The sequence below is a fragment of the Propionibacterium acidifaciens genome (genome assembly GCF_003798325.1).
GTDB classification, from domain to species: Bacteria; Actinomycetota; Actinomycetes; order Propionibacteriales; family Propionibacteriaceae; genus Propionibacterium; species Propionibacterium acidifaciens.
This window is the reverse complement of the sequence record NZ_CP033719.1, coordinates 1668483-1688045: the sequence shown is the minus strand read 5'-3', so window position 1 is coordinate 1688045 and position 19563 is coordinate 1668483. Positions and strand designations below refer to the sequence as shown.

17 protein-coding genes are annotated in these 19563 nt (G+C 70.1%); 12 read left to right on the top strand and 5 right to left on the bottom strand.

Annotated features, from left to right (window positions below; translation table 11 throughout):
• Positions 1-258: 258 nt before the first annotated feature.
• The 4 genes from modB to EGX94_RS07030 all read right to left on the bottom strand — a co-directional run bounded on the left by modB (position 259) and on the right by EGX94_RS07030 (position 4104).
• Complete coding sequence (gene modB, locus EGX94_RS07045; RefSeq protein WP_123826103.1) at positions 259-2220, bottom strand: molybdate ABC transporter permease subunit; 1962 nt, start codon at positions 2218-2220, stop codon at positions 259-261.
• A gap of 9 nt (positions 2221-2229) precedes the next feature.
• Complete coding sequence (modA, locus tag EGX94_RS07040; RefSeq protein WP_021798236.1) at positions 2230-3015, bottom strand: molybdate ABC transporter substrate-binding protein; 786 nt, start codon at positions 3013-3015, stop codon at positions 2230-2232.
• Positions 3016-3105: 90 nt separating this feature from the next.
• Positions 3106-3513, bottom strand: a complete 408-nt coding sequence (locus EGX94_RS07035) for a TOBE domain-containing protein (RefSeq protein WP_021798229.1) — start codon at positions 3511-3513, stop codon at positions 3106-3108.
• An 81-nt stretch (positions 3514-3594) separates the two neighbouring features.
• Positions 3595-4104 carry a molybdopterin-binding protein gene (locus tag EGX94_RS07030; protein WP_021798232.1) on the bottom strand — a complete coding sequence of 170 codons (510 nt, stop codon included), beginning with the start codon at positions 4102-4104 and terminating at the stop codon, positions 3595-3597.
• A gap of 776 nt (positions 4105-4880) precedes the next feature.
• Between EGX94_RS07030 and EGX94_RS13405 the strand changes: the two genes are divergently transcribed.
• The 8 genes from EGX94_RS13405 (at position 4881) to EGX94_RS06995 (ending at position 10278) form a co-directional block, all read left to right on the top strand.
• On the top strand, positions 4881-5237 hold the full coding sequence (locus EGX94_RS13405) for a hypothetical protein (protein ID WP_155948340.1): 357 nt from the start codon (positions 4881-4883) through the stop codon (positions 5235-5237).
• Positions 5222-5881: an IS3 family transposase gene (locus EGX94_RS14350; RefSeq protein ID WP_081707447.1), complete on the top strand. Its 660-nt coding sequence runs from the start codon at positions 5222-5224 to the stop codon at positions 5879-5881. The genes EGX94_RS13405 and EGX94_RS14350 overlap by 16 nt, the downstream gene beginning before the upstream one ends.
• A complete protein-coding gene (locus tag EGX94_RS14345; RefSeq protein WP_081707446.1) occupies positions 5794-6054 on the top strand; it encodes an integrase core domain-containing protein in 261 nt (86 codons plus the stop codon). Before EGX94_RS14350 ends, EGX94_RS14345 begins: the two co-directional genes overlap by 88 nt.
• 366 nt (positions 6055-6420) lie before the next feature.
• Complete coding sequence (locus EGX94_RS07015) at positions 6421-7122, top strand: hypothetical protein (protein WP_123826099.1); 702 nt, start codon at positions 6421-6423, stop codon at positions 7120-7122.
• A gap of 130 nt (positions 7123-7252) precedes the next feature.
• On the top strand, positions 7253-7669 hold the full coding sequence (locus EGX94_RS07010; RefSeq protein WP_192962631.1) for a hypothetical protein: 417 nt from the start codon (positions 7253-7255) through the stop codon (positions 7667-7669).
• 328 nt (positions 7670-7997) lie between these two features.
• The gene (locus EGX94_RS07005; RefSeq protein ID WP_081707471.1) at positions 7998-9065 is read left to right on the top strand and encodes an IS630 family transposase; all 1068 of its coding nucleotides are present in this window, start codon (positions 7998-8000) and stop codon (positions 9063-9065) included.
• 204 nt (positions 9066-9269) lie between these two features.
• Positions 9270-9689, top strand: coding sequence for a hypothetical protein (locus EGX94_RS07000; protein ID WP_196807792.1), 420 nt, complete (start codon positions 9270-9272; stop codon positions 9687-9689).
• A 73-nt stretch (positions 9690-9762) separates the two neighbouring features.
• On the top strand, positions 9763-10278 hold the full coding sequence (locus EGX94_RS06995; protein WP_123826097.1) for a hypothetical protein: 516 nt from the start codon (positions 9763-9765) through the stop codon (positions 10276-10278).
• Positions 10279-10465: 187 nt separating this feature from the next.
• Here the strand turns inward: EGX94_RS06995 and mobA are convergent, their stop codons facing one another.
• On the bottom strand, positions 10466-11122 hold the full coding sequence (gene mobA / locus EGX94_RS06990; RefSeq protein ID WP_021798524.1) for a molybdenum cofactor guanylyltransferase: 657 nt from the start codon (positions 11120-11122) through the stop codon (positions 10466-10468).
• 333 nt (positions 11123-11455) lie between these two features.
• On the opposite strand from mobA, the gene moaA reads away from it, so the two are divergent.
• From moaA to narH, 4 genes are all read left to right on the top strand, one after another.
• A complete protein-coding gene (gene moaA, locus EGX94_RS06985; protein ID WP_021798521.1) occupies positions 11456-12490 on the top strand; it encodes a GTP 3',8-cyclase MoaA in 1035 nt (344 codons plus the stop codon).
• Positions 12491-12805: 315 nt separating this feature from the next.
• Positions 12806-14137 carry a nitrate/nitrite transporter gene (locus tag EGX94_RS06980; protein ID WP_021798517.1) on the top strand — a complete coding sequence of 444 codons (1332 nt, stop codon included), beginning with the start codon at positions 12806-12808 and terminating at the stop codon, positions 14135-14137.
• Positions 14138-14305: 168 nt separating this feature from the next.
• The gene (locus EGX94_RS06975; protein WP_051383851.1) at positions 14306-18007 is read left to right on the top strand and encodes a nitrate reductase subunit alpha; all 3702 of its coding nucleotides are present in this window, start codon (positions 14306-14308) and stop codon (positions 18005-18007) included.
• Positions 18007-19530, top strand: coding sequence for a nitrate reductase subunit beta (gene narH, locus EGX94_RS06970; RefSeq protein ID WP_021798519.1), 1524 nt, complete (start codon positions 18007-18009; stop codon positions 19528-19530). Before EGX94_RS06975 ends, narH begins: the two co-directional genes overlap by 1 nt.
• Positions 19531-19563: the final 33 nt, after the last annotated feature.

The following is a 19563-nucleotide window of genomic DNA, read 5'->3' as shown; positions in this document are numbered from 1 at the left end:
CGGCTCTTCGGCCCGAGCGTGAGGTCAGGAGCACGGGCCCCGTCGATGAGCGGCGTTCCAGGGACGTCGTTGCCGGGCCTGCATGGGCCTTCGGGTCTCCGCCCATGTCGGGTCGCGGCCGGAGGACGCGGGCAAGCCGGCCGGCGAACGGGCGCGGTCGCATACGAGGCGACGCATACGAGGCGACCCCGTGCGGAAGACCGGCGGCCACCCGGAACCGGATCGTGCGCCCGCTCCCCCTTTCGTCATCGAACCGGCTCACGCCAGCGGCACGACCCGCACCTGGGTGGCCTTGACCTGCGCCCACAGCCGCCCGCCGACCGGCGTCCCGAGCTCGGCCCAGGCCGCCGTCGTCACCCGGGCCCGGACGACGGCCCCGCCGTCGAGGCCCAGCCGCACGCTCACCAGGCCGCCCGACTCGTCCGCCGCCTCGACCGTGCCGGGCAGGGCGCTGCGCGGCGAACCCCCCGGCGGCGCGGCGTGCAGGGCGACCGACTCCGGCGCGAAGACCATGGCCACCCGCTCCCCCGCCGCGGGCGCGCCGGTCTCGGGCGGCCGTGCGGCGACGAGGCGGCGCTCCCCCACGGCGACGCCGGGCAGCCCGTCGTCGCCGACGACGAGCGTCCCGGTGACGATGTCGAGGCCGGCCAGCCGGGCGGTGAAGGCGCTCGCCGGGCGGGCGATCAGCCGTGCCGGTTCGCCCTGCTCGACGATCCGACCGTGGTCGAGGACGATCATCCGGTCGGCCAGCTCGAGCGCCTCGAGCACGTCGTGGGTGACGACGATCGTCGTCGTGCCCGCGTCGGCCAGGCGCGCGGCGAGCACCCGGCCGACCTGCGAGGATGCCTCGACGTCGAGGGCCGCCGTCGGCTCGTCGAGGACGAGGACGGCGGGCTCGAAGGCCAGCGCCCTGGCCAGCGCGACACGGGCCGCCTGCCCGCCCGAGAGCTGCCGGCCGCGTCGCCCGGCGAGTTGCGCGCAGCCGACGGCGGCGAGCTGCTCCGCGGCCGCCTCCCTGGCCCGTCCGCGGGGCACGCCCCGGCAGCGCAGCGGGAACGCCACATTGTCGAGCACGCTCATGTGGGCGAAGACGTGCGGGTCCTGGCCGAGCATCGCCACGCCGCGGCGGTGGGCGCTGACGAAGACGCGCGGCCCGTCGACGAGTCGGCCGCCGATGCGCAGTTCGCCGCTGTCCAGGCGCAGCCGCCCGGCGACGATCTCGGCGAGCGTGGACTTGCCGGAGCCGTTGTGCCCCATGACGGTGAGCACCTGCCCCGCGGGGATCTCGAGCGTCAGGGCCCAGTCGCGGGCCGACAGGGCGCCGTCGACGCCGATCGACGCCGCGGGCACGGCGCGCGCCGGAGCGGCGGAGACGGGCTCGGCGGCCGCCGCCCCGTCCTCGTGGACGGGCCCGCCGCCACGCCCCCCGGGCGTCCACTCGGTGCCCGCGACGACGAGGGCCGCCACGACGACGAGGAGAGCGCCGAGCGCCAGCGCGTTGTCGGAGTCCGTCTCGCGGGCCAGGTAGATCTGCAGCGGCATCGTGCGGGTGACGCCCTGCAGCGAGCCGGCGAAGGTGAGCGTCGCCCCGAACTCGCCGAGGCAGCGGGCCAGCGACAGCGCCGTACCGCGCGCCAGCGCCGGCACGACGAGGGGCAGCGTGATGGCGCGCAGCACCCTCGTGGGGCCGGCGCCGAGCGAGGCGGCGGTCTCCTCCAGACCCGCCGGCCGCGAGCGTAGGGCGGCTTCGAGCGTGATGACGAGGAAGGGCAGCGAGACGAAGACCTGCGCCATGACGACCGCCGGCGTCGTGAAGCCGATGCGAACGCCCCAGACCCCGTCGAGCACCTGGCCGACGAGGCCTCGGCGGCCGAAGGTGGTCAGCAGCGCCAGCCCCGCGACGACCGGCGGCAGCGACAGCGGCAGCGCGACGAGCACCCGCGCGCACCGCACCCCGCGCCAGGACCGCGACAGCAGCACCGCCAGGGGCACGCCGAGCACCAGGTCGACGGCCGTGGCGGCGGCGCAGGTGCGCAGGCTCAGCCACAGGGCGTCGCGCGAGGCCTCGGCGCCGATGAGCTCGCCGAAGCGCCCCCAGGGGACGGCCGCCCCCATGCCGACGAGGGGGATCACGAGGTAGAGCACGCCCAGCACCGCCAGCGCCGCCAGCCAGACGGGGACCGGGGCCGGCGGCGCGGCGCGCCGGGCGCGTGCGCTCATCGGACCGGCTCAGGCGGCCTTGGAGAAGCCGTACTTGTCGAGCGTGGCCTGGCCGTCGTCGGAGAGCACGTAGTCGACGAACTGCTGGGCCAGCTCGGCGTGCTGGCTCTCGTTGACGGTGGCGATCGGGTAGTGGTTGACGACCTGGTCGGCGCCGGCGATCGGCACCTCGGTGACCTTGTCGCCGGCCTCCTTCGCATCGGTGCGGTAGACGATGCCGGCGGTGGCCTCACCGCTCGTGACCTTGCCGACCACATCGGTGACCTGCTGCTCCTCGCTCACCGGGTTGAGCGTGACGCCGAGCTTCTCGGTGAGCTGCTGGGTGGCCGAGCCGCAGGGCACCTCGGGCGCGCAGATGACGAGCTGGGCGTTGTCGAGCGAGGCGTCGAGGCCCGTGACGCCGGCCGGGTTGCCGGCGGGCGTGATGATCGTGAGGACGTTCGTGGCGAACTCGGTGATCTCACCGACGGTGCCGGCGTCGACGGCCTTCTGCATCGTCGAGGTGTTGGCGGTGGCCAGCACGTCGGCCGGGGCGCCCTGGTTGATCTGGTCGACGAGGGTCTGCGAGCCGGCGTAGTTGAACTGGACGTCGACGCCGGGGTGCTCGGCCTCGAAGGCGGTGGCCATCTCGTCGTAGCCGGCGGTCAGCGAGGCGGCCGCGTAGACGGTGAGGACGGTGGTCTGGGTCGAGGACGAGGCGTCGGAGGACGAGCCCTTGGACGACGAGCAGCCGACCATGGCGGCCGACAGCGCGACGGCCGTGCCGACGGCCATGATGCGATGGGTGAGTCTCATGATGCTCCTTGTGGGTTCGTGGCGTACGCATTCGTGACCGCCGGGACGACGTCGTCCCGGCGGGGTCCTGATTCCATGGCCCCGACGGGCCTACGAGGTGACGGGCAGCTCGAGGGAGACGTTCGTCGCCTTCACCCGGGCCACCGCGATGGAGCCCACCTCGAGGCCGAGGGCCTCGACGGCCTCGGTGGAGATGAGCGAGACGATCCGGGAGTTCCCGGCGACGAGGTCGACCTGGCTCATGACCGGATCGGATCTGATGGCCGTGACGATGCCCTGGATGTGGTTGCGCGCCGACTGGGACCGCGACCCGTCCTCGAGGCCGACGTGGTCGTGCTGCTGGGCGAGCAGATGCCCGGCCAGCGAGGCGCCGTCGACGCGCAGCACGTGCTGGTCGTCCTGGAAGGCTTTCACGGCGCCGGAGCTGATCCAGCGGCGGATGGTGTCGTCCGAGACGCCGAGCAGCCTGCTGATGTCGGAGATGCGATGCCTTGGCACGGAAGAACCATAGCAAAATCGGATGGATCGACCCGAATCACCCGCATCAGCGGATCGGAGGATCGGCGGCGCCCGCCGCGCTCAGCTCTCGGCCAGCTGGATGTAGACGTGGCGCAGCAGCGGCACCACCACGTCGAGGGTGTCGCTCATGCCGCCCTTGGAGCCGGGCGAGCAGACGAGCAGGGCCGCGTCGGCGTCCTTGCCGGTGACGCCGACGACCTCGCGCGAGAGCGGCGCGAGCGGGCTGTGCTCGGCGCCGTGGGCGCGGATCAGCTCGGCGACGCCGGGCAGCTCGACCTCGACGAGCCCGCGGAGGACCTCGGGGGCGTCGTTGTTGCGGCGGAAGCCGGTGCCGCCCAGGACGACGACGAGCCGCCGTCCTGCCGTGATGGCCGCGCGCAGCTCCTCGTCGAGGGACTGCGCGAGCTCGGGGACGACGCTCAGCGAGACATCGCCGAGCCCCTCGGCCAGGAGGCGGTCGCGACAGGCCTCGCCCGCCCCGTTGGGGCGCTCCCCCGACAGCACGCGGTCGCTCATGACGACGACCGCCGCGGTGATCGTCGACAGGTCGAAGTCGTTGCGGTACGTCATCCGGCATCCTCTCCGCGCCCCACGGCGCTGGTCGTCGTGCCCGCGCTCGTCGCTCTGACGGCTGCGCTCGCTTCACCAGCCACCCTAGGCCTGCCGCCGTCCGCGGGGACGCGGTGAGCCCCTTGGACCTCGCGGCAGCTGGGCGCCCGTGGGCGGATGCCGCGGCGGCCTCGCAGAACGACCGCACCGCCCCTGGACGGCGCGGGCCGCCGGCCCCGGGGCGGTGGACGCCTCCTGCAGCGTGACGCGAATCTGCTTGCGGTCTCGGCGATCCATGCGCTGGCCCGTCGTGGCTGATCCGTCGGGTTCCTGTCCTGGCTGGAGATGGTCGAGGCTCGGTCGCCCGGTCGCCACTCTTGAGGTTCTTGGGCGGTTGGCGGGGGGGTTCTGGGTGGGGTTCCTGAATCGTCCCCGAGGGGAGCGGTTCCGTGGGGTCGAGGAGTGTTGTTTCTCTCGTTGTGACTGGTTGACGGTGGGGTTGTTCTCGTGGCTGCATTGGTGTGGTTCTGTCTGCCCACCCCGGGGGGTTCTTCGGGGGGTTCTTCTGTGAGTGGTGATCTGAGTCTTGATGATCTGCATGCGGCGTCGGATGTGGTGTGGGATTTCGTGGTCAGTGCTGATCTGGCGGGCGGGCTCGACGCGGCGGCTGCTACGGTGCGGGGTCGGGTGGGGCCGCGGAACAGCCGCAGGGGCACGTACGGGACTGAGTTCAGGGGGCTGGAGTGCTTGGTGTTTTTCGGGCGGTGGGTGAAATGATCGTGAGGTAGAATTAGATCATGTCGGCACCGAAATATAGTGCGGAATTTAAGGAACAAGTCGTTCTCGGGATCGTCCAGGAGTCCGGGCCGGTGGCCGGGGTGGCCGGATCGTACGGTCCTGTGGCGCAGACAGTCGGGAACCGGGTCGCACGATGGCGGAAGGAACACCCCGACCTCAGCGCTGATGCCGTGACCGCGGAGGAGCACGCCGGGATCGGACGGCTGAGGGCAGAGCTCCGGGAAGCCCGCATGGAAAACGAGTTCCTGAAAAAAGCGGCGGCCTTCTTCGCCCAGGAATCCGGGTGGGCGTGGAATACCGCCGCATCCACCGCGAAGAAGGCAACTACCCCATCCAGTCCATGCGCCGGTGGGTGAAAGCATCCAAGTCCGGCTACTACGCCTGGCGAAACCGACCCGAGTCCTCGACAACCCAGCGGAGGGAAGACCTGACGGCCATCATCGTCAAGTTCTTCGACGAGTCCGAACAGACCCACGGCTGCCGCCGGATCCACGCAGAGCTGGCCCGAAGCGGCGTCAAGGTCTCACTCGACATGGTCCGCAAGATCATGGCAGCAGCAGGTCCCGTTGCTTGTCAACCCCGGAAACAAGCCAAGACGACCGTGCCGGCGCCGGATCTTCCGGGCCGGCCCGACCGGCTGCGCCGAAACTTCACCGCCACCGCGCCCGGAATGAGACGGATGGGCGGCATCACGCATGGTCCGACCCGGCGGGGATCCGCCCACCCGGCGGTCGTCATGGATTGCTCCTCGGGGAGGGGTCGTCGGGCGCGCGATCGCCGGTCGCATGCGCGTCGGGCTCGTCGCCGGGGCCTCGGTCATGGCCGCGCGGGGCCCGTCCGCCGATCCGTGGTGTCACGGTCTTTCACTCGGGTCGGGGGGCTCGATGCGCGTGGGCCGGATGCACGGGGTTCATGGCCGGCCGCGGGGTTCTCCCGTCCGTCGGGCGGACCGGCAGCTGCTATAACAATGCCGCCGCCGAGTCGTTCAACGCGATCTTGAAGAAAGAACTCGTGAACCGTAAGGTCTACTCGACCCGAAACCATGCAATCCGGGACGTGACAGCCCGGATCGAGTCACGATACAATCACAAACGTCTCCACTCGGCGATCGACCACCGGACCCCCAACCAAGCCGACACCGGATGGAGACAACAACACAAGGCAGCAGCCTGAAACCAACCATCAACCACTGCCTGAAAAACCTATATCACTCCAAACCCGGATCCTCCTCCTGCGCTCGACACGGATCGTCCGGTCAGTCAGAGCACCACTCAGAACCAGTGGGCCCAGGACAGGATTCGGACCCTCAACCAACAGGGTGTCGAAGAGCTTCGGGTCAACCAGCAGCAGGTCAATGCGCAGGGGCAGCGCGTGGGGATCAACCGGCCCGACCTCCAGTACACCGGAAAGGACGGGGTGCGGGTCTGCGAGGAGGTCGACACGTCCTCGTCGACGAGGGGCCCCGGCCATGCGGACCGTATCCTGGCGAATGACCCGGACGCCGTAGTGTACTTGTGGGACGACGTGGATTAGGAGCAGATGATGATGACCTCTCTCTTCGACGGGCGGCTCGCGCCGTTGACGTTTTCGATTGGTTTCCTCGGTGCGCCGCCGGAGGAGGTGGCGGCTGTTCTGGTCGAGTTCTTCACGAGGGTTCATGACGGCGGGCGGGCCACGGAGCTCGGGGGCTCGTTGGAGGAGAATCTCCTCGAGCTGCAGCCGCTCACCATCGCTTCGCGTCCTCGCATTCTTCTGACCTCGACGGCCCTGGACGGGTGGACGGCGATGTTCGACGGCCAGGTGAATGGTCAGGGCGTCGCTCAACTGACAGGACTCCTGGCCAGTCAACTGTTGAAGGTGCGCGGGTATTTCGTTGCGTCTGTCCCGCCTGCCGGCAACAGTGGGGGGCCGTTGGGGGCGCGGCAGTTCCACATGTTGGGTCCGGAGACGAAACTCGGGTATGTCCGGACGGTTGAACTGATCGAGAACAATCCTGGACGCTGGTATTTCGAGGCGGGCGGCGAGGTCCAGCCGTTCGAGGATGTGGAGGCGTACGGGAGCCGGCGTCGTCGGGACCGGTTCACGGAGGAGATGCTGGCGGGGTATGCGGCCGCGGTGGGTCTGCGGCCGTGGGACGAGTCGTTCTACCGGAACCCGTCGTACCTGGTCACCAATGCCGCCACGATCCGTTACCCGTTCACCCTTGGGCAGGCCCGTGCCAGGCTGGGGCTGGACGGCTGATCCCGTGGCTTTCGGAGGGCCCGCGCAGGACCCTGTCCGGTGTTTCCCCGGGGCGAGTGCCTCGCCCGGCCGCGTCCGGGCCTCGCGCAGACGTCACCGGGTGTTGTGTCGTTCTCGTTGTCCTGTGGGGGTGTCCGTGGTGAGTGCCCGGGAGCGTCTCGAGAGGGTCCTGCCGGTTCCGGTGTCTCGGTTCGAGGTGGTCGATGACTTCGATCACGACCGGGTCCCCGTGCTGTCCGCCGGTACTGTGACGCTCGAGATCACGGGGCCTTTCGTGGGGCGTCAGGGGCATGAGTCGTTGTGGGACGAGATGGAGCCGGAGGAGCTCACTGCGGCCCTGAAGGGTTTCGAGGGTCAGCGGCTGCGGGCTGTGGACTCCGGTGAGGGCTGGCTGCACGTGGGCTTCACGGATGGGTGGATCCGTGTGGTGGCGACGGAGTGGGAGTCATGGGTCATGACTCTGCCCGGGGTCACGTGGATGGGGCACGGCCGTGGGGCTCCCTCGGGTCCGGACGGGAAGTGGGCGTTCGGCGACATCGGACCCTGACCGGGGAATCCCGGAACCATGCTCTGCGCACGTGAAGCGCCCTCAGCCCCGTGGCAGCACCAGCAAACGCATCACCCGCCCCACGGGCAGAGCCACCGGCCGCGCCTGCACGGCCGCAGATCGAACCCCCGCACACGACCGGCCCCGACTCCATCGCCGACGACCAAGGAACCATCATCCCAACCAGCAGAACACGACACGAAGAAGGCCTCCAGAACGCCGGATTCCCGACGACTCCAACCAGAAGCCCCGGAACAAGCTATGGCTGACATGAAACGAAATCGTATTTTTCGTGGATTTCCTGTGTCGTTTCGGATGTGATCGGGACATGCAGGTCGGGGTCACCCCGGAAGAAACCGCCGTCCTGATCAGGTGGAAGAAGCGTTCCGACAATCATGCGTTGGTTCGGATGAAAGCAGAAGCTGTCCTGTACGCCTCCGAAGGAGTCAGTATCAGCATCATCGCGAAGACGGTTGAGCGGGCCGAGAGGACCGTGCAGGAATGGCTGGCCGAGTGGCGGGCCACCAGGATGTGCTCGGTGCTGACAGGGCATGCGGGGAACCAGAACGCGGCGGAACCCGCCCGCGCGCAGGAGGAAGAACTCAAGGCCATCCTGGCCCGGCCGCCCTCCCGGTCCGGTGTTCACGCCGAGTTCTGGGACGTCCCGGCGATGCGTGAGGTCGTGAAGATCATGTTCGATGTCGAGTACCAGGCGGACTCCTCGTATCAGCTGCTCCTGCGCCTGTGCGGGCTGAGTCTCGAGCTGCCCGACTCGTTCGATGAGCACCGCAACGAGAAAGCCATCACCCGGCGCATGGCCGAGGTGAAGGCCCAAGTCAAGAGCTTGTTGGACCAGGGCTGGGAGGTCTACACGGCGGACGAGGTCCGCTTGGAGCACGAGGCCGAGACCCGCCGGATGCAGCTCCCGAAAGGGCAGCGGACCAAGCTGTACGTGGACCGGAAGAAGACGTCCCAGTCGTTCTTCGGTGCGCTCTCCCTGACCAGCAAGAAGGTCACGCTGTACCCGATCGAGGGGAACCAGAACACCGAGCAGACGATCCTCGCGCTGGACCGGCTCCAACGAGAAACCGAGACCGGCAAGACCGCGGTCGTCCCGGACAACGCCCGATTCCACCATGCCAAGATGCTGGCCGGCCTCTACGAGCCCGGCCGGCTGCTGGAGCGCATCACACCGATTCATCCGCCGCCGTACGCGCCCGACCACAATCCGGTGGAGCATGTCTGGAACGCGGCCAGGAGCAACATCGCGAACATTCAGCGCGAGACCCCAGAAGAGACCTTCGGCGCGTTCGCCTCATACGTCACCGGACGCTCCTTCGACTACGACTTCGAGCACCTCCCACTCCGCGAAACCAGAAACGATTTTGTTTCATGACAGCCATATGACCTTCCTGATACAACTCCTGATACAACTAAGGTGCGAATCATGGAACCTAGTGGCCCAGCACCTCGCAGGACAAGTCTCACCAACGCAAATGAGCAATCCGTGAATCCATTTGCAGGCAAGCCAGTTCAGCCCCCACAAGGACTCTCGAGGTCAGCCAGAAACAATATGTTCGAGAGCGGACCCACATTACGCTTGAGCCATGACAAAAATGAGGGACTTGTTGTGTCGGTAGCTCTTGATGAGCAGCTTGATTCCATCCTCCCTGCCCCTATGACGAGGTTCGAATTGGTTTCCGAGACGATACCCTTGTTGCATGCCGGTGACATGGCCCTCGAGATCAATGGATCCTTTGTGGGGCAGTGTGGGCGCGAGGCGTTGTGGGAGGAGATGAATCCCAAAGATCTTGCCCTGCTCCTGCAGAAGTTTGAAGGACAGGACCTGCTTTCTGTTGAATCAGGTCTCGACTGGTTGCATCTGGATCTCAGCGATGGCTGGTTCCGCGTGGTAGCGAGTACATGGGAGCCATGGGTCATGACTCTTCCCAAGATCACATGGGTCGCAGAGGAGAATGATGACCCTCTGAATGGGAAGCGTTTGACTGGTGGTCACTGAGACAGGCCCGTCATGAAACAGAATCGTCTTCATTTTCACGGGGCTGGAGGTGCTCGAAGTCGTGGTCGAAGGCGTGCTTGAGGATGACCGCCGGACCATCACCTACGCCTGTGACCGGTCGGGCCGGCGCACCGCCGAGGAGCACTCCGACGGCCGCCGCCGCGAGTACGAGTGGACCGGCCTGTGGACACTGTCCGCCATCACCGACCACTCCGGTGACACGGTTGCACGGACCACGACCGTCGTGGACGCCCTCGGACAGCTCACCCGCGTCAACGACGAGGAGGTGTTCTTCGACGACCTGACCGGCCGGCTCCTCCAGGCCGGCGGCCAGACCATCACCCACGCCGGCCCCCTCACCGCCACCGCGCCGGGCGGCTGGCTCGAACCCTCATGGCGGCCCGGCCGCGACACGGACCCCCAGAACCCGTACCAGCCGCCCGCGGCCCAGACCACACTGCGCGGCGGCCTCGGACTCGGGCCCGGCGGCGAGGCCCGCATCGCCGGCACCGAATGGCTCGGAGCCCGCGTTCACGACCCCGCCAGCCGCGGGTTCCTGTCACCGCCAGCCGCGGGTTCGTTCGCATAACCCTCTTGACCATCTCAGGGCAGGCCGCCTTTTCGTCCTCTGCGGCACGCCCCACGCGGGACCACCGGCAACAACCTGAACCGGCCTTATGAATAGGCCTCCTCGGCCACGAAAGCGGCCACCGCCCCGGCGCCGCCCCGTCCAGCCCCGAGCGAGCGGGTCGGCCCCACGAGCCCGACGCCGACCCTCAACCGCCCAGCCGCTCGGCCCACCAGGCGAGGTCCTCCGGGGAGTCCACGTCGCGGCACTGCTGAACCGGCGCGAGCACCTCGACGAGGTCGAGCACGCGCAGGGTCCGCGCCACACTCCGGTCGCGCACCCGCACGCGTCCCAGCAGGCCGGCGAGCCGGTCGCGCCGGTACAGGCCCTCCAGGTACTGCCGGTAGGGCTTCGGCTCCCCGCCGACGGCGACAGCGCCGTCCCCGCCCGGGTGCTCCCCCAGCGCCCGGAGCAGACGCCCGGCGAGCGCCCCGATCCCCGGGGTGTCGACGCCGCACACGAGCACGAGCTCGTCGGGTCCCTCCGGCTCCGGCAGGACGTCGAGACCGGCCGCGATGCCCGCCAGCGGGCCGCCCCCCGGCGGGTCCTCCAGCGTGCGCCGGCACCCCTCGGGCACCTCGACCGAGCCGGGTGCGACGACGACGAGTGCCCCGCTCACAACCGGCCCCAGGCCGTCCAGCACCAGCTCGAGCAGCCGCCGCCCGCCCAGGACGATGTCGGCCTTGCTCACCCCGCCGAGGCGCTCCCCGGAACCGCCGGCGAGCACGACCGCATGGACGACCCCACCGGTCCTGCCGGCGCCGACCGGCCCCGCACCCTTGCTCATGACCCGATCATGCCGCACGGGCCCCTCCCCGACGGACCCGGCGCGCACCCTCGGAGCCGGGCCCACACCGCCCACGGTGTTCCGCCGGTTCTCGCGACGCGCCCGTGCGGGTGCCCCTATGCGGGTTGGTCAAGCCGCGGCGGGTAGTTGGCGGAGTGATTGGGGCTGTAGAGGGCATCCCGCTCGCAACCGCCACGGCCGACCTCGAGGACGGGCCCGGAGACGGGTCGCCGTCGGGCCCATGGAGGACGCGACGGCGCCCACCCGGACCGAGCCACACCGGCGGCGCGCCCGCGCCCGGCCCGTCTCGCCCGCTCCCGCCCGGCCCGCCTCGCGGTTAGAGTCGCAGGCATGAACGCGCAGCAGCCCGGCCCCGCTCCGGGGGCCCTCGTCGACCGCTTCGGCCGCGTCGCGACCGACCTGCGCGTCTCGCTCACCGACCGCTGCACGCTGCGCTGCAGCTACTGCATGCCGCCCGAGGGCCTCGACTGGCTGCCCACCGAGCAGACGCTCACCGACGACGAGGTCGTCCGGCTGTGCCGCATCGGCGTCGAGCGCCTCGGCATCCGCACGATCCGCTTCACCGGCGGCGAGCCGCTGCTGCGCCGCGGCCTCGAGACGATCGTCGCCGCGGCCGCCGGGATGCGCACCGACCGGGGGCGGGCGCCCGGGCTGGCGCTCACGACGAACGGCCTCGGGCTCGCCCACCGCGCCCGGGGGCTCGCCGACGCCGGCCTCGACCGCGTCAACGTCTCGCTCGACACCCTCGACCCGGAGCACTACGCGCGGATCACCCACCGCGACCGCCTGCCCGACGTCCTCGCCGGCCTCGCCGCGGCCCGGAGCGCCGGTCTCGCACCGGTGAAGGTCAACGCCGTCCTCCTGCGCGGGGTCAATGACGCCGACGCCGCGCAGCTCCTCGACTTCTGCCTGGCCGAGGGCATTCAACTGCGCTTCATCGAGCAGATGCCGATCGGCCCCATCGACGCCTGGCGCCGCAGCCGGCTCGTCACCCGCGAGGACATTCTCGCCCTGCTCGGCGCGGCGCACCGGCTGAGCCCGGCGCCGACGACCGACCCGCACGCACCGGCGCGCCTGTGGCAGGTGGACGACGACCCCTCCCGGACGGTCGGCATCATCGCCTCGGTGAGCGACCCGTTCTGCGGCGCGTGCAACCGCACCCGCCTCACCGCCGACGGGCAGATCCGCAGCTGCCTGTTCGCGATCAGTGAAACTGACCTCCGCGGGCCCCTCCGCGGGGGCGTCGACGACGCCGGGATCGCCCGCATCTGGGCCGACGCGATGCTCGCCAAACCGGCCGCCCACGGCCTCGACGGCATGGACTTCGCCGCCCCCAGCCGCACCATGAGCCGCATCGGCGGGTGAGTACTCCCTAGTCGCCGAGTGGTGTCCGCGCCGGCCCGGGGAGGGCCCGCTCCGGGCCCGGGTGTCTCCCGTCGACCCCGGAGCAAGACCGCCCTCAATCGCCGGCGCGGGCCGGGCCGACACCCCGCCGAGCGGTTCCGGGGGCGCCGGCGGCGGGCCCCGCGGACTCCCCCGCGTCCCCGTGGATTGGCGGCGGGGAGCCCGCACCAGTTATTTTTGGGACCGGAACCGGACTAATTCCCCCGCGCGCCAGCGGCCGATGCCGTGACCGCCCTCGCCGGGCGCCTGGGGCACCGGTGGAGCGAGAGGAAGCGCATGTCCGCCGCGAAGAGCGCGACCGCGTCGAGGCACGTGGTCACCGACTGGAACCCCGAGGACGAGGCGAGCTGGGACTCCCGCCTCGCCTGGCGCACCCTGGCCATCTCGACCTACTCGATGATCCTGGCGTTCTGCGTCTGGTTCCTCGTGAGCGCCATCGCCCCGAAGCTCGCCTCGATCGGCTTCCACCTCACCAAGGGCCAGCTCTACTGGCTCACCGCCATGCCGGGCCTGTCCGGCGGCATCATCCGCCTCGTCTACATGTTCCTGCCCCCCGTCATCGGCACCCGCAGGATGGTGGCCTGGAGCTCGCTGCTGTACATCATCCCGATGTTCGGCTGGTTCTTCGCCGTGCAGAACCCGAACACCGACTACGGCGTCCTCCTCGCCCTGGCGATCGCCTGCGGCATCGGCGGCGGTACCTTCTCGGGCTACATGCCCAGCACCGGCTACTTCTTCCCCAAGCGCCTGTCGGGCACCGCGCTCGGCATCCAGGCGGGCATCGGCAACCTGGGCATGTCGGTCATCCAGCTCGTCGGCCCGGTCCTCATGACCTTCGGCCTGTTCGGCATCACCTGGATCGCCCCGCAGCACACCAGCGGTGGTGACCTGTGGGTGCACAATGCGGCGATCTTCTTCGTGCCGTGGTCGATCCTGGCCGCCGTCCTGGCGTTCGTCTACCTCAAGGACGTGCCGGTCAAGGCCAATTTCCGCGAGCAGATCGACATCTTCGGCAACCCGAACACGTGGCTCATGACCCTGCTCTACGTCATGACCTTCGGCCTGTTCAGCGGCTTCAGCGCCCAGTTCGGCCTGCTCATCAACAACACCTACGGCGCGACGAGCAGGTTCGCCGGCATGGAGGGCCTGCCCGCGGGCGCCACCTACGCCTTCCTCGGCCCGCTCATCGCCTCGATCGTCCGTGTCGCCTGGGGCCCGCTGTGCGACCGCTTCGGGGGCGCCATCTGGACCTTCGTCTCAGGCGTCGGCGTGGCCGGCACCCTCGTGTGGGCCGCCCTGTTCCTCGACCCGAGCGGCCCCGACCAGTTCCCCGGCTTCCTGTGGGCGATGCTCGCGTTCTTCTTCTTCAGCGGCATCGGCAACGCCGGCACCTTCAAGCAGATGCCGATGATCATGCCCAAGCGCCAGGCCGGCGGCGCCATCGGCTTCACCGCCGCCATCGCCTCCTTCGGCCCGTTCTTCGTCGGCGTGGCCCTGTCGAGCATGGCGGCCAGCACCTGGTTCTGGATCTGCGCGGTCTACGCGGCCGTCTGCGCCGTCATCTGCTGGATCCAGTACGCCCGCCCGAGGGCGCCCTTCCCCGGCTGACCCCATCGCCCTTCGTCAGAGCTCGATCCCCAGAGGAGCCTCGCCATGAGCACCGACATCAACGACAGCCCCGCCGCCACCGGCGGCGAACCGGCCCGCGAGGACGCCCTCCCGCACAGGACCCCGCGAGCCGACCCCGCCTCGGCCAAGGCCTCGCCGTTGCTCCGCATGGGCAGCTGGCTGCGCCGCGGCGCCACCGACGCCTCCGGCCGCCAGCTCTTCCTCGAGGGCGGACGCGCCGCCGACGCCTTCTACCGCCGGCGCTGGAGCCACGACAAGATCGCCCGCTCCACCCACGGCGTGAACTGCACCGGCTCGTGCTCCTGGCAGGTCTACGTCAAGGACGGCATCATCACGTGGGAGTCGCAGTGCACCGACTACCCCAGCACTGGCCCGACCATGCCCGAGTACGAGCCCCGCGGCTGTCCGCGCGGCGCCGCCTTCAGCTGGTACGAGTACTCGCCGACCCGCATCAAGTACCCGTACGTGCGCAGCGTCCTCCTCGAGGCCTACCGCGAGGCCAAGGAGCGCCTCGGCGACCCGGTGGACGCCTGGGCCGACGTCGTCTCCGACCCGGCCCGCGCCAAGGCCTACAAGAGCGCCCGCGGCACCGGCGGCATGGTCCGCGTGAGCTGGTCCGAGGCCACCGAGATCATCGCCGCCGCCTACGTCCACACGATCAAGGCCTTCGGCCCCGACCGCATCGCCGGCTTCTCCGTCATCCCGGCCATGAGCATGCTGTCCTACGGCGCCGGCGCCCGCTTCCACGAGCTCCTCGGCGCGACGATGCTCAGCTTCTACGACTGGTACGCCGACCTGCCGCCGGCGAGCCCGCAGGTCTTCGGCGACCAGACCGACGTGCCCGAGTCCGGCGACTGGTTCAACAGCCAGTACCTCATCATGTGGGGCTCCAACGTGCCGCTGACCCGCACCCCCGACGCCCACTTCATGGTCGAGGCCCGCTACCACGGCCAGAAGGTCGTCGTCGTGAGCCCCGACTTCGCCGACAACACGAAGTTCGCCGACGACTGGCTGCGCGTGGCCCCCGGCACCGACGGCGCCCTGGCCATCGCGATGGGCCATGTCGTCCTCACCGAGTTCCACGTGAAACGCCGCGAGCCCATGTTCCGCGACTACGTGAAGCGCTTCTCGGACGCCCCCTTCCTCGTCGAGCTGGACGAGGCCGACGCCCGGGCCCGCGCCGGCGCCGGCGACCTGGGAGAGGAGCGGGCCCTCGTCCCGGGCAAGTTCCTCACCGCCGACAAGATGCCCGAGGGCACCTGCGAGCGCACCGAGAACGCGGCCTTCCGCCCGCTCGTCCTCGACGCCGACGGGCGGGTGAAGGATCCGGGCGGCACGCTGGCCGACCACTTCGGGCCCCAGGGCGCGGGCCACTGGAACCTCGACCTCGACGGCGTCGACCCGGTCCTCTCGCTCATGGACACCGACGACTGGGAGCCGGCGCAGATCCTGCTGCCCCGCTTCGACCTGCCCGCCCAGGAGGATCAGGGGAGCATCGGCGCCGGCGTCGTGCGCCGCGGCGTGCCGGCCCGCCGCGTCAACGGCCGCCTCGTCACCACCGTCTACGACATCCTCCTGGCCCACTACGCGGTGGCCCGCGACGGGCTGCCCGGCGTCTGGCCCACCGGCTACGACGACGCCTCGGCCCCCGGCACCCCGGCCTGGCAGGCCGAGCTCACCGGCGTCGAGGCGGGCGCCGCCGTGCGGATCGGCCGGGAGTTCGCGCTCAACGCCCTCGAGTCCGGCGGGCGCTCCATGATCCTCATGGGCGCCGGCACGAACCACTACTTCCACTCCGACACGATCTACCGCACCTTCCTTGCGCTCACGACGATGTGCGCCACCCAGGGCGTCAACGGCGGCGGCTGGGCCCACTACGTCGGCCAGGAGAAGGTGCGCCCGATCACCGGCTGGGCGAACTACTCCTTCGCCCTCGACTGGCAGCGCCCGGCCCGTCAGATGATCGCCACCGGCTGGTACTACCTCACGACCGACCAGTGGCGCTACGACGGCGCGCGGGCCGAGCGCATGGCCAGCCCGCTGGGCGCCCGCACGCTCGCCGGCAGGACGACGGCCGACTGCCTCGTCGAATCCGCCCAGCGCGGCTGGATGCCCAGCTACCCGACCTTCGACCGCTCCCCGCTCGTCCTCGGCGACGAGGCCGCGAAGGCGGGCATGGCACCGGGCGAGTACATCGCCGCCGAGCTCGCCGCCGGCCGGCTCCACTTCGCCGCCGAGGACCCGGACGCCGACGAGAACGTGCCGCGCATCCTGGCGAACTGGCGCACGAACCTGCTCGGCTCCTCCGCGAAGGGCACCGAGTTCTTCCTGCGCCACATGCTGGGCGCCGACAACGACGTCAACGCCGCCGAGCTGCCGCCCGGCCGGCGCCCCACCACCATGACCTGGCGCGACGAGGCGCCCGCCGGCAAGCTCGATCTCATGTGGACCGCCGACTTCCGCAACACGAGCACGACGCTGCACTCGGACGTCGTCCTTCCCGCGGCCACCTGGTACGAGAAGAACGACCTGTCGAGCACCGACATGCACCCCTTCGTCCACCCCTTCACCCCGGCGGTCGACCCGCCGTGGGAGGCCCGCACCGACTTCGAGACCTACCGGACACTGGCCCATCTCGTCTCGCGGATGGCCGCCGAGCACCTCGGCTCGCACGTCGACGCGGTCGCCGCGCCTCTCGGCCACGACAGCCCCGACGAGATGACCAGCCCGGGCGGGGTCGTGACCGACCGGCAGGGCTGGGTGCCCGGCGTGACGATGCCGAAGATCGTCGGCGTGGAGCGCGACTACACGCTGATCGGCGAGAGGTTCGACACCCTCGGCCCCCTCACCGAGGCGCCCGGCATGGCCACGAAGGGCGTCGTCTACCACCCCGACCGCGAGGTGGGCGAGCTCGGCGAACTCAACGGTCGGGCGCTCGACGGGGCGGGGACGGGCCGTCCGCTCCTCGACACCGACGTGAAGGCCATCAACGCGATCCTCGCCCTGTCGGGCACGACGAACGGGCGCCTGGCCACGCAGGGCTTCCGCACCCTCGAGCAGCGCACCGGCACGCGGATGGCCGACCTGTCCGCCGGCGACGAGGAGAAGCGCATCACCTTCCGGGACGTCGTCATCCAGCCGCGCTCGGTGATCACCTCGCCGGAGTGGTCCGGCTCGGAGCACGGCGGACGGCGCTACTCGGCATTCGTGCAGAACATGGAGCGCCACAAGCCCTGGCACACGCTGACGGGCCGCCCGCAGTTCTACGTCGACCACGACTGGATGCGCGACATGGGCGAGTCCCTGCCGATGTTCCGACCCCCGGTGAACCTCCAGCAGCTGTACGGCGAACGCCCCGTCGGCTACGAGGGCGTCTCGCCCGAGGGCACCGCCGAGGTGGCCGTGCGCTATCTGACGATCCACAACAAGTGGGCCATCCACTCGCAGTACTACGACAACCCGCACATGCTCACGCTGGGCCGCGGCGGCCAGACGATCTGGATGAGCCCGGCCGACGCCGACAAGATCGGCGTGCACGACAATGAGTGGGTCGAGGCCTACAACCGCAACGGCATCGTCTCGGCGCGCGCGGTCGTCAGTCATCGCGTGCCCGAGGGCACCGTGTTCATGCACCACGCCCAGGAGCGCGTGGCGAACACTCCGCTCACCGAGCGCAGCGGACGACGCGGCGGCATCCACAACTCGTTGACCCGCATCCTCATCAAGCCGAGCCACCTCATCGGCGGCTACGCCCAGTTCTCGTACGCGTTCAACTACTACGGGCCCACCGGGAACCAGCGCGACGAGGTCACGCTGATCCGCCGCCGCAGCCAGGAGGTGCAGTTCTGATGAAGGTCATGGCACAGATCGCCATGGTGATGAACCTGGACAAGTGCATCGGCTGCCACACCTGCTCGGTCACCTGCAAGCAGGCGTGGACGAACCGCGAGGGCGCCGAGTACATGTGGTTCAACAACGTCGAGACCCGCCCCGGCGTCGGCTACCCGCGCCGCTGGGAGGACCAGGACGACTGGCACGGCGGCTGGCGGCGCACCGCGAGCGGCCGGGTCGTCCCCCGCCTGGGCGGGCGCCTGTCGACGTTGGCGAAGATCTTCGCCAACCCCTGCCTGCCCGGCATGGACGACTACTACGAGCCGTGGACCTACGACTACGACAAGCTGCTCAGCGCCCCGGCCGGGCAGCGGGCCGTCCCCACGGCCCGCGCCCGCTCACAGATCACCGGCCGCACCATGGACACCATCGAGTGGGGCCCGAACTGGGACGACGATCTGGGCGGCTCCATGGAGACGCTCGACACCGACCCGGTGCTGCACCAGATGAGCCTGCGGGTCTCGAAGACCATCGAGGACTCGTTCATGTTCCACCTGCCGCGCATCTGCGAGCACTGCCTCAACCCGACGTGCGTCTCCGTGTGCCCCTCGGGCGCCATGTACAAGCGCGCCGAGGACGGCATCGTCCTCGTCGACCAGGACAGGTGCCGCGGCTGGCGCATGTGCGTGTCAGGCTGCCCGTACAAGAAGGTCTACTTCAACCATGAGACCCACAAGGCCGAGAAGTGCACGCTGTGCTACCCGCGCCTGGAGGTGGGCCAGCCCACCGTCTGCTCCGAGACCTGCGTCGGGCGGCTGCGCTATCTCGGCGTCGTGCTCTACGACGCCGACCGCGTCGACTGGGCGGTCTCGCGCCCCGACGAGACCGCGCTGTACGCCGCCCAGCGCGAGATCCTGCTCGACCCCCACGACCCCGAGGTGATCGGCCGGGCCGCGGCCAACGGCGTCCCGCACTCGTGGCTCGTCGCCGCCCAGGAGTCGCCGGTCCACAGGCTCATCCACGACTACGAGCTGGCGCTGCCGCTGCACCCGGAGTACCGCACCCTGCCGATGGTCTGGTACATCCCGCCCCTGTCGCCGGTGGTCGACGCGGTGACCGCCTCGGGCGGCGACGGCGAGAACCACCGGGTGCTGCTGAGCGCCCTGTCGCAGATGCGCATCCCGCTGGAGTACCTCGCCGGCCTGTTCACCGCCGGCGACACGGCCCCGGTGGAGCGCTCGCTGCGCCGCCTCGCCGCGATGCGCTCGTACCTGCGCGACGTCTTCATGGACGCCCCGGGCGACGAGGAGATCCCCGCCGCCGTCGGCATGACGGGCCAGGACATGGAGGACATGTACCGACTGCTGTCGATCGCCAAGTACGACGACCGCTTCGTCGTCCCCACGACGCACTCGGAGCTGCCGCGAGGCCTCGCCCGGCTCGAGGGCTGCCCCATCCGCGGTCTCGACGACGACGCCTTCTTCCCGACGGCCCGCGGCAAGGGCCGTCACCCGTCGATTCCGCTGCAGGTGCTGCGATGAACGCCCTCGGCGCAATGTCTTCGGGCACGGCCC

Coding starts and splice junctions, on each gene's coding strand:
- modB (WP_123826103.1), bottom strand. CDS start 2,220: ATGAGCGCACGCGCCCGGCGCGCCGCGCCGCCGGCCCCGGTCCCCGTC.
- modA (WP_021798236.1), bottom strand. CDS start 3,015: ATGAGACTCACCCATCGCATCATGGCCGTCGGCACGGCCGTCGCGCTG.
- EGX94_RS07030 (WP_021798232.1), bottom strand. CDS start 4,104: ATGACGTACCGCAACGACTTCGACCTGTCGACGATCACCGCGGCGGTC.
- EGX94_RS13405 (WP_155948340.1), top strand. CDS start 4,881: ATGTCGGCACCGAAATATAGTGCGGAATTTAAGGAACAAGTCGTTCTC.
- EGX94_RS14350 (WP_081707447.1), top strand. CDS start 5,222: ATGCGCCGGTGGGTGAAAGCATCCAAGTCCGGCTACTACGCCTGGCGA.
- EGX94_RS14345 (WP_081707446.1), top strand. CDS start 5,794: ATGGCCGGCCGCGGGGTTCTCCCGTCCGTCGGGCGGACCGGCAGCTGC.
- EGX94_RS07015 (WP_123826099.1), top strand. CDS start 6,421: ATGATGATGACCTCTCTCTTCGACGGGCGGCTCGCGCCGTTGACGTTT.
- EGX94_RS07005 (WP_081707471.1), top strand. CDS start 7,998: ATGCAGGTCGGGGTCACCCCGGAAGAAACCGCCGTCCTGATCAGGTGG.
- moaA (WP_021798521.1), top strand. CDS start 11,456: ATGAACGCGCAGCAGCCCGGCCCCGCTCCGGGGGCCCTCGTCGACCGC.
- EGX94_RS06980 (WP_021798517.1), top strand. CDS start 12,806: ATGTCCGCCGCGAAGAGCGCGACCGCGTCGAGGCACGTGGTCACCGAC.
- EGX94_RS06975 (WP_051383851.1), top strand. CDS start 14,306: ATGGGCAGCTGGCTGCGCCGCGGCGCCACCGACGCCTCCGGCCGCCAG.
- narH (WP_021798519.1), top strand. CDS start 18,007: ATGAAGGTCATGGCACAGATCGCCATGGTGATGAACCTGGACAAGTGC.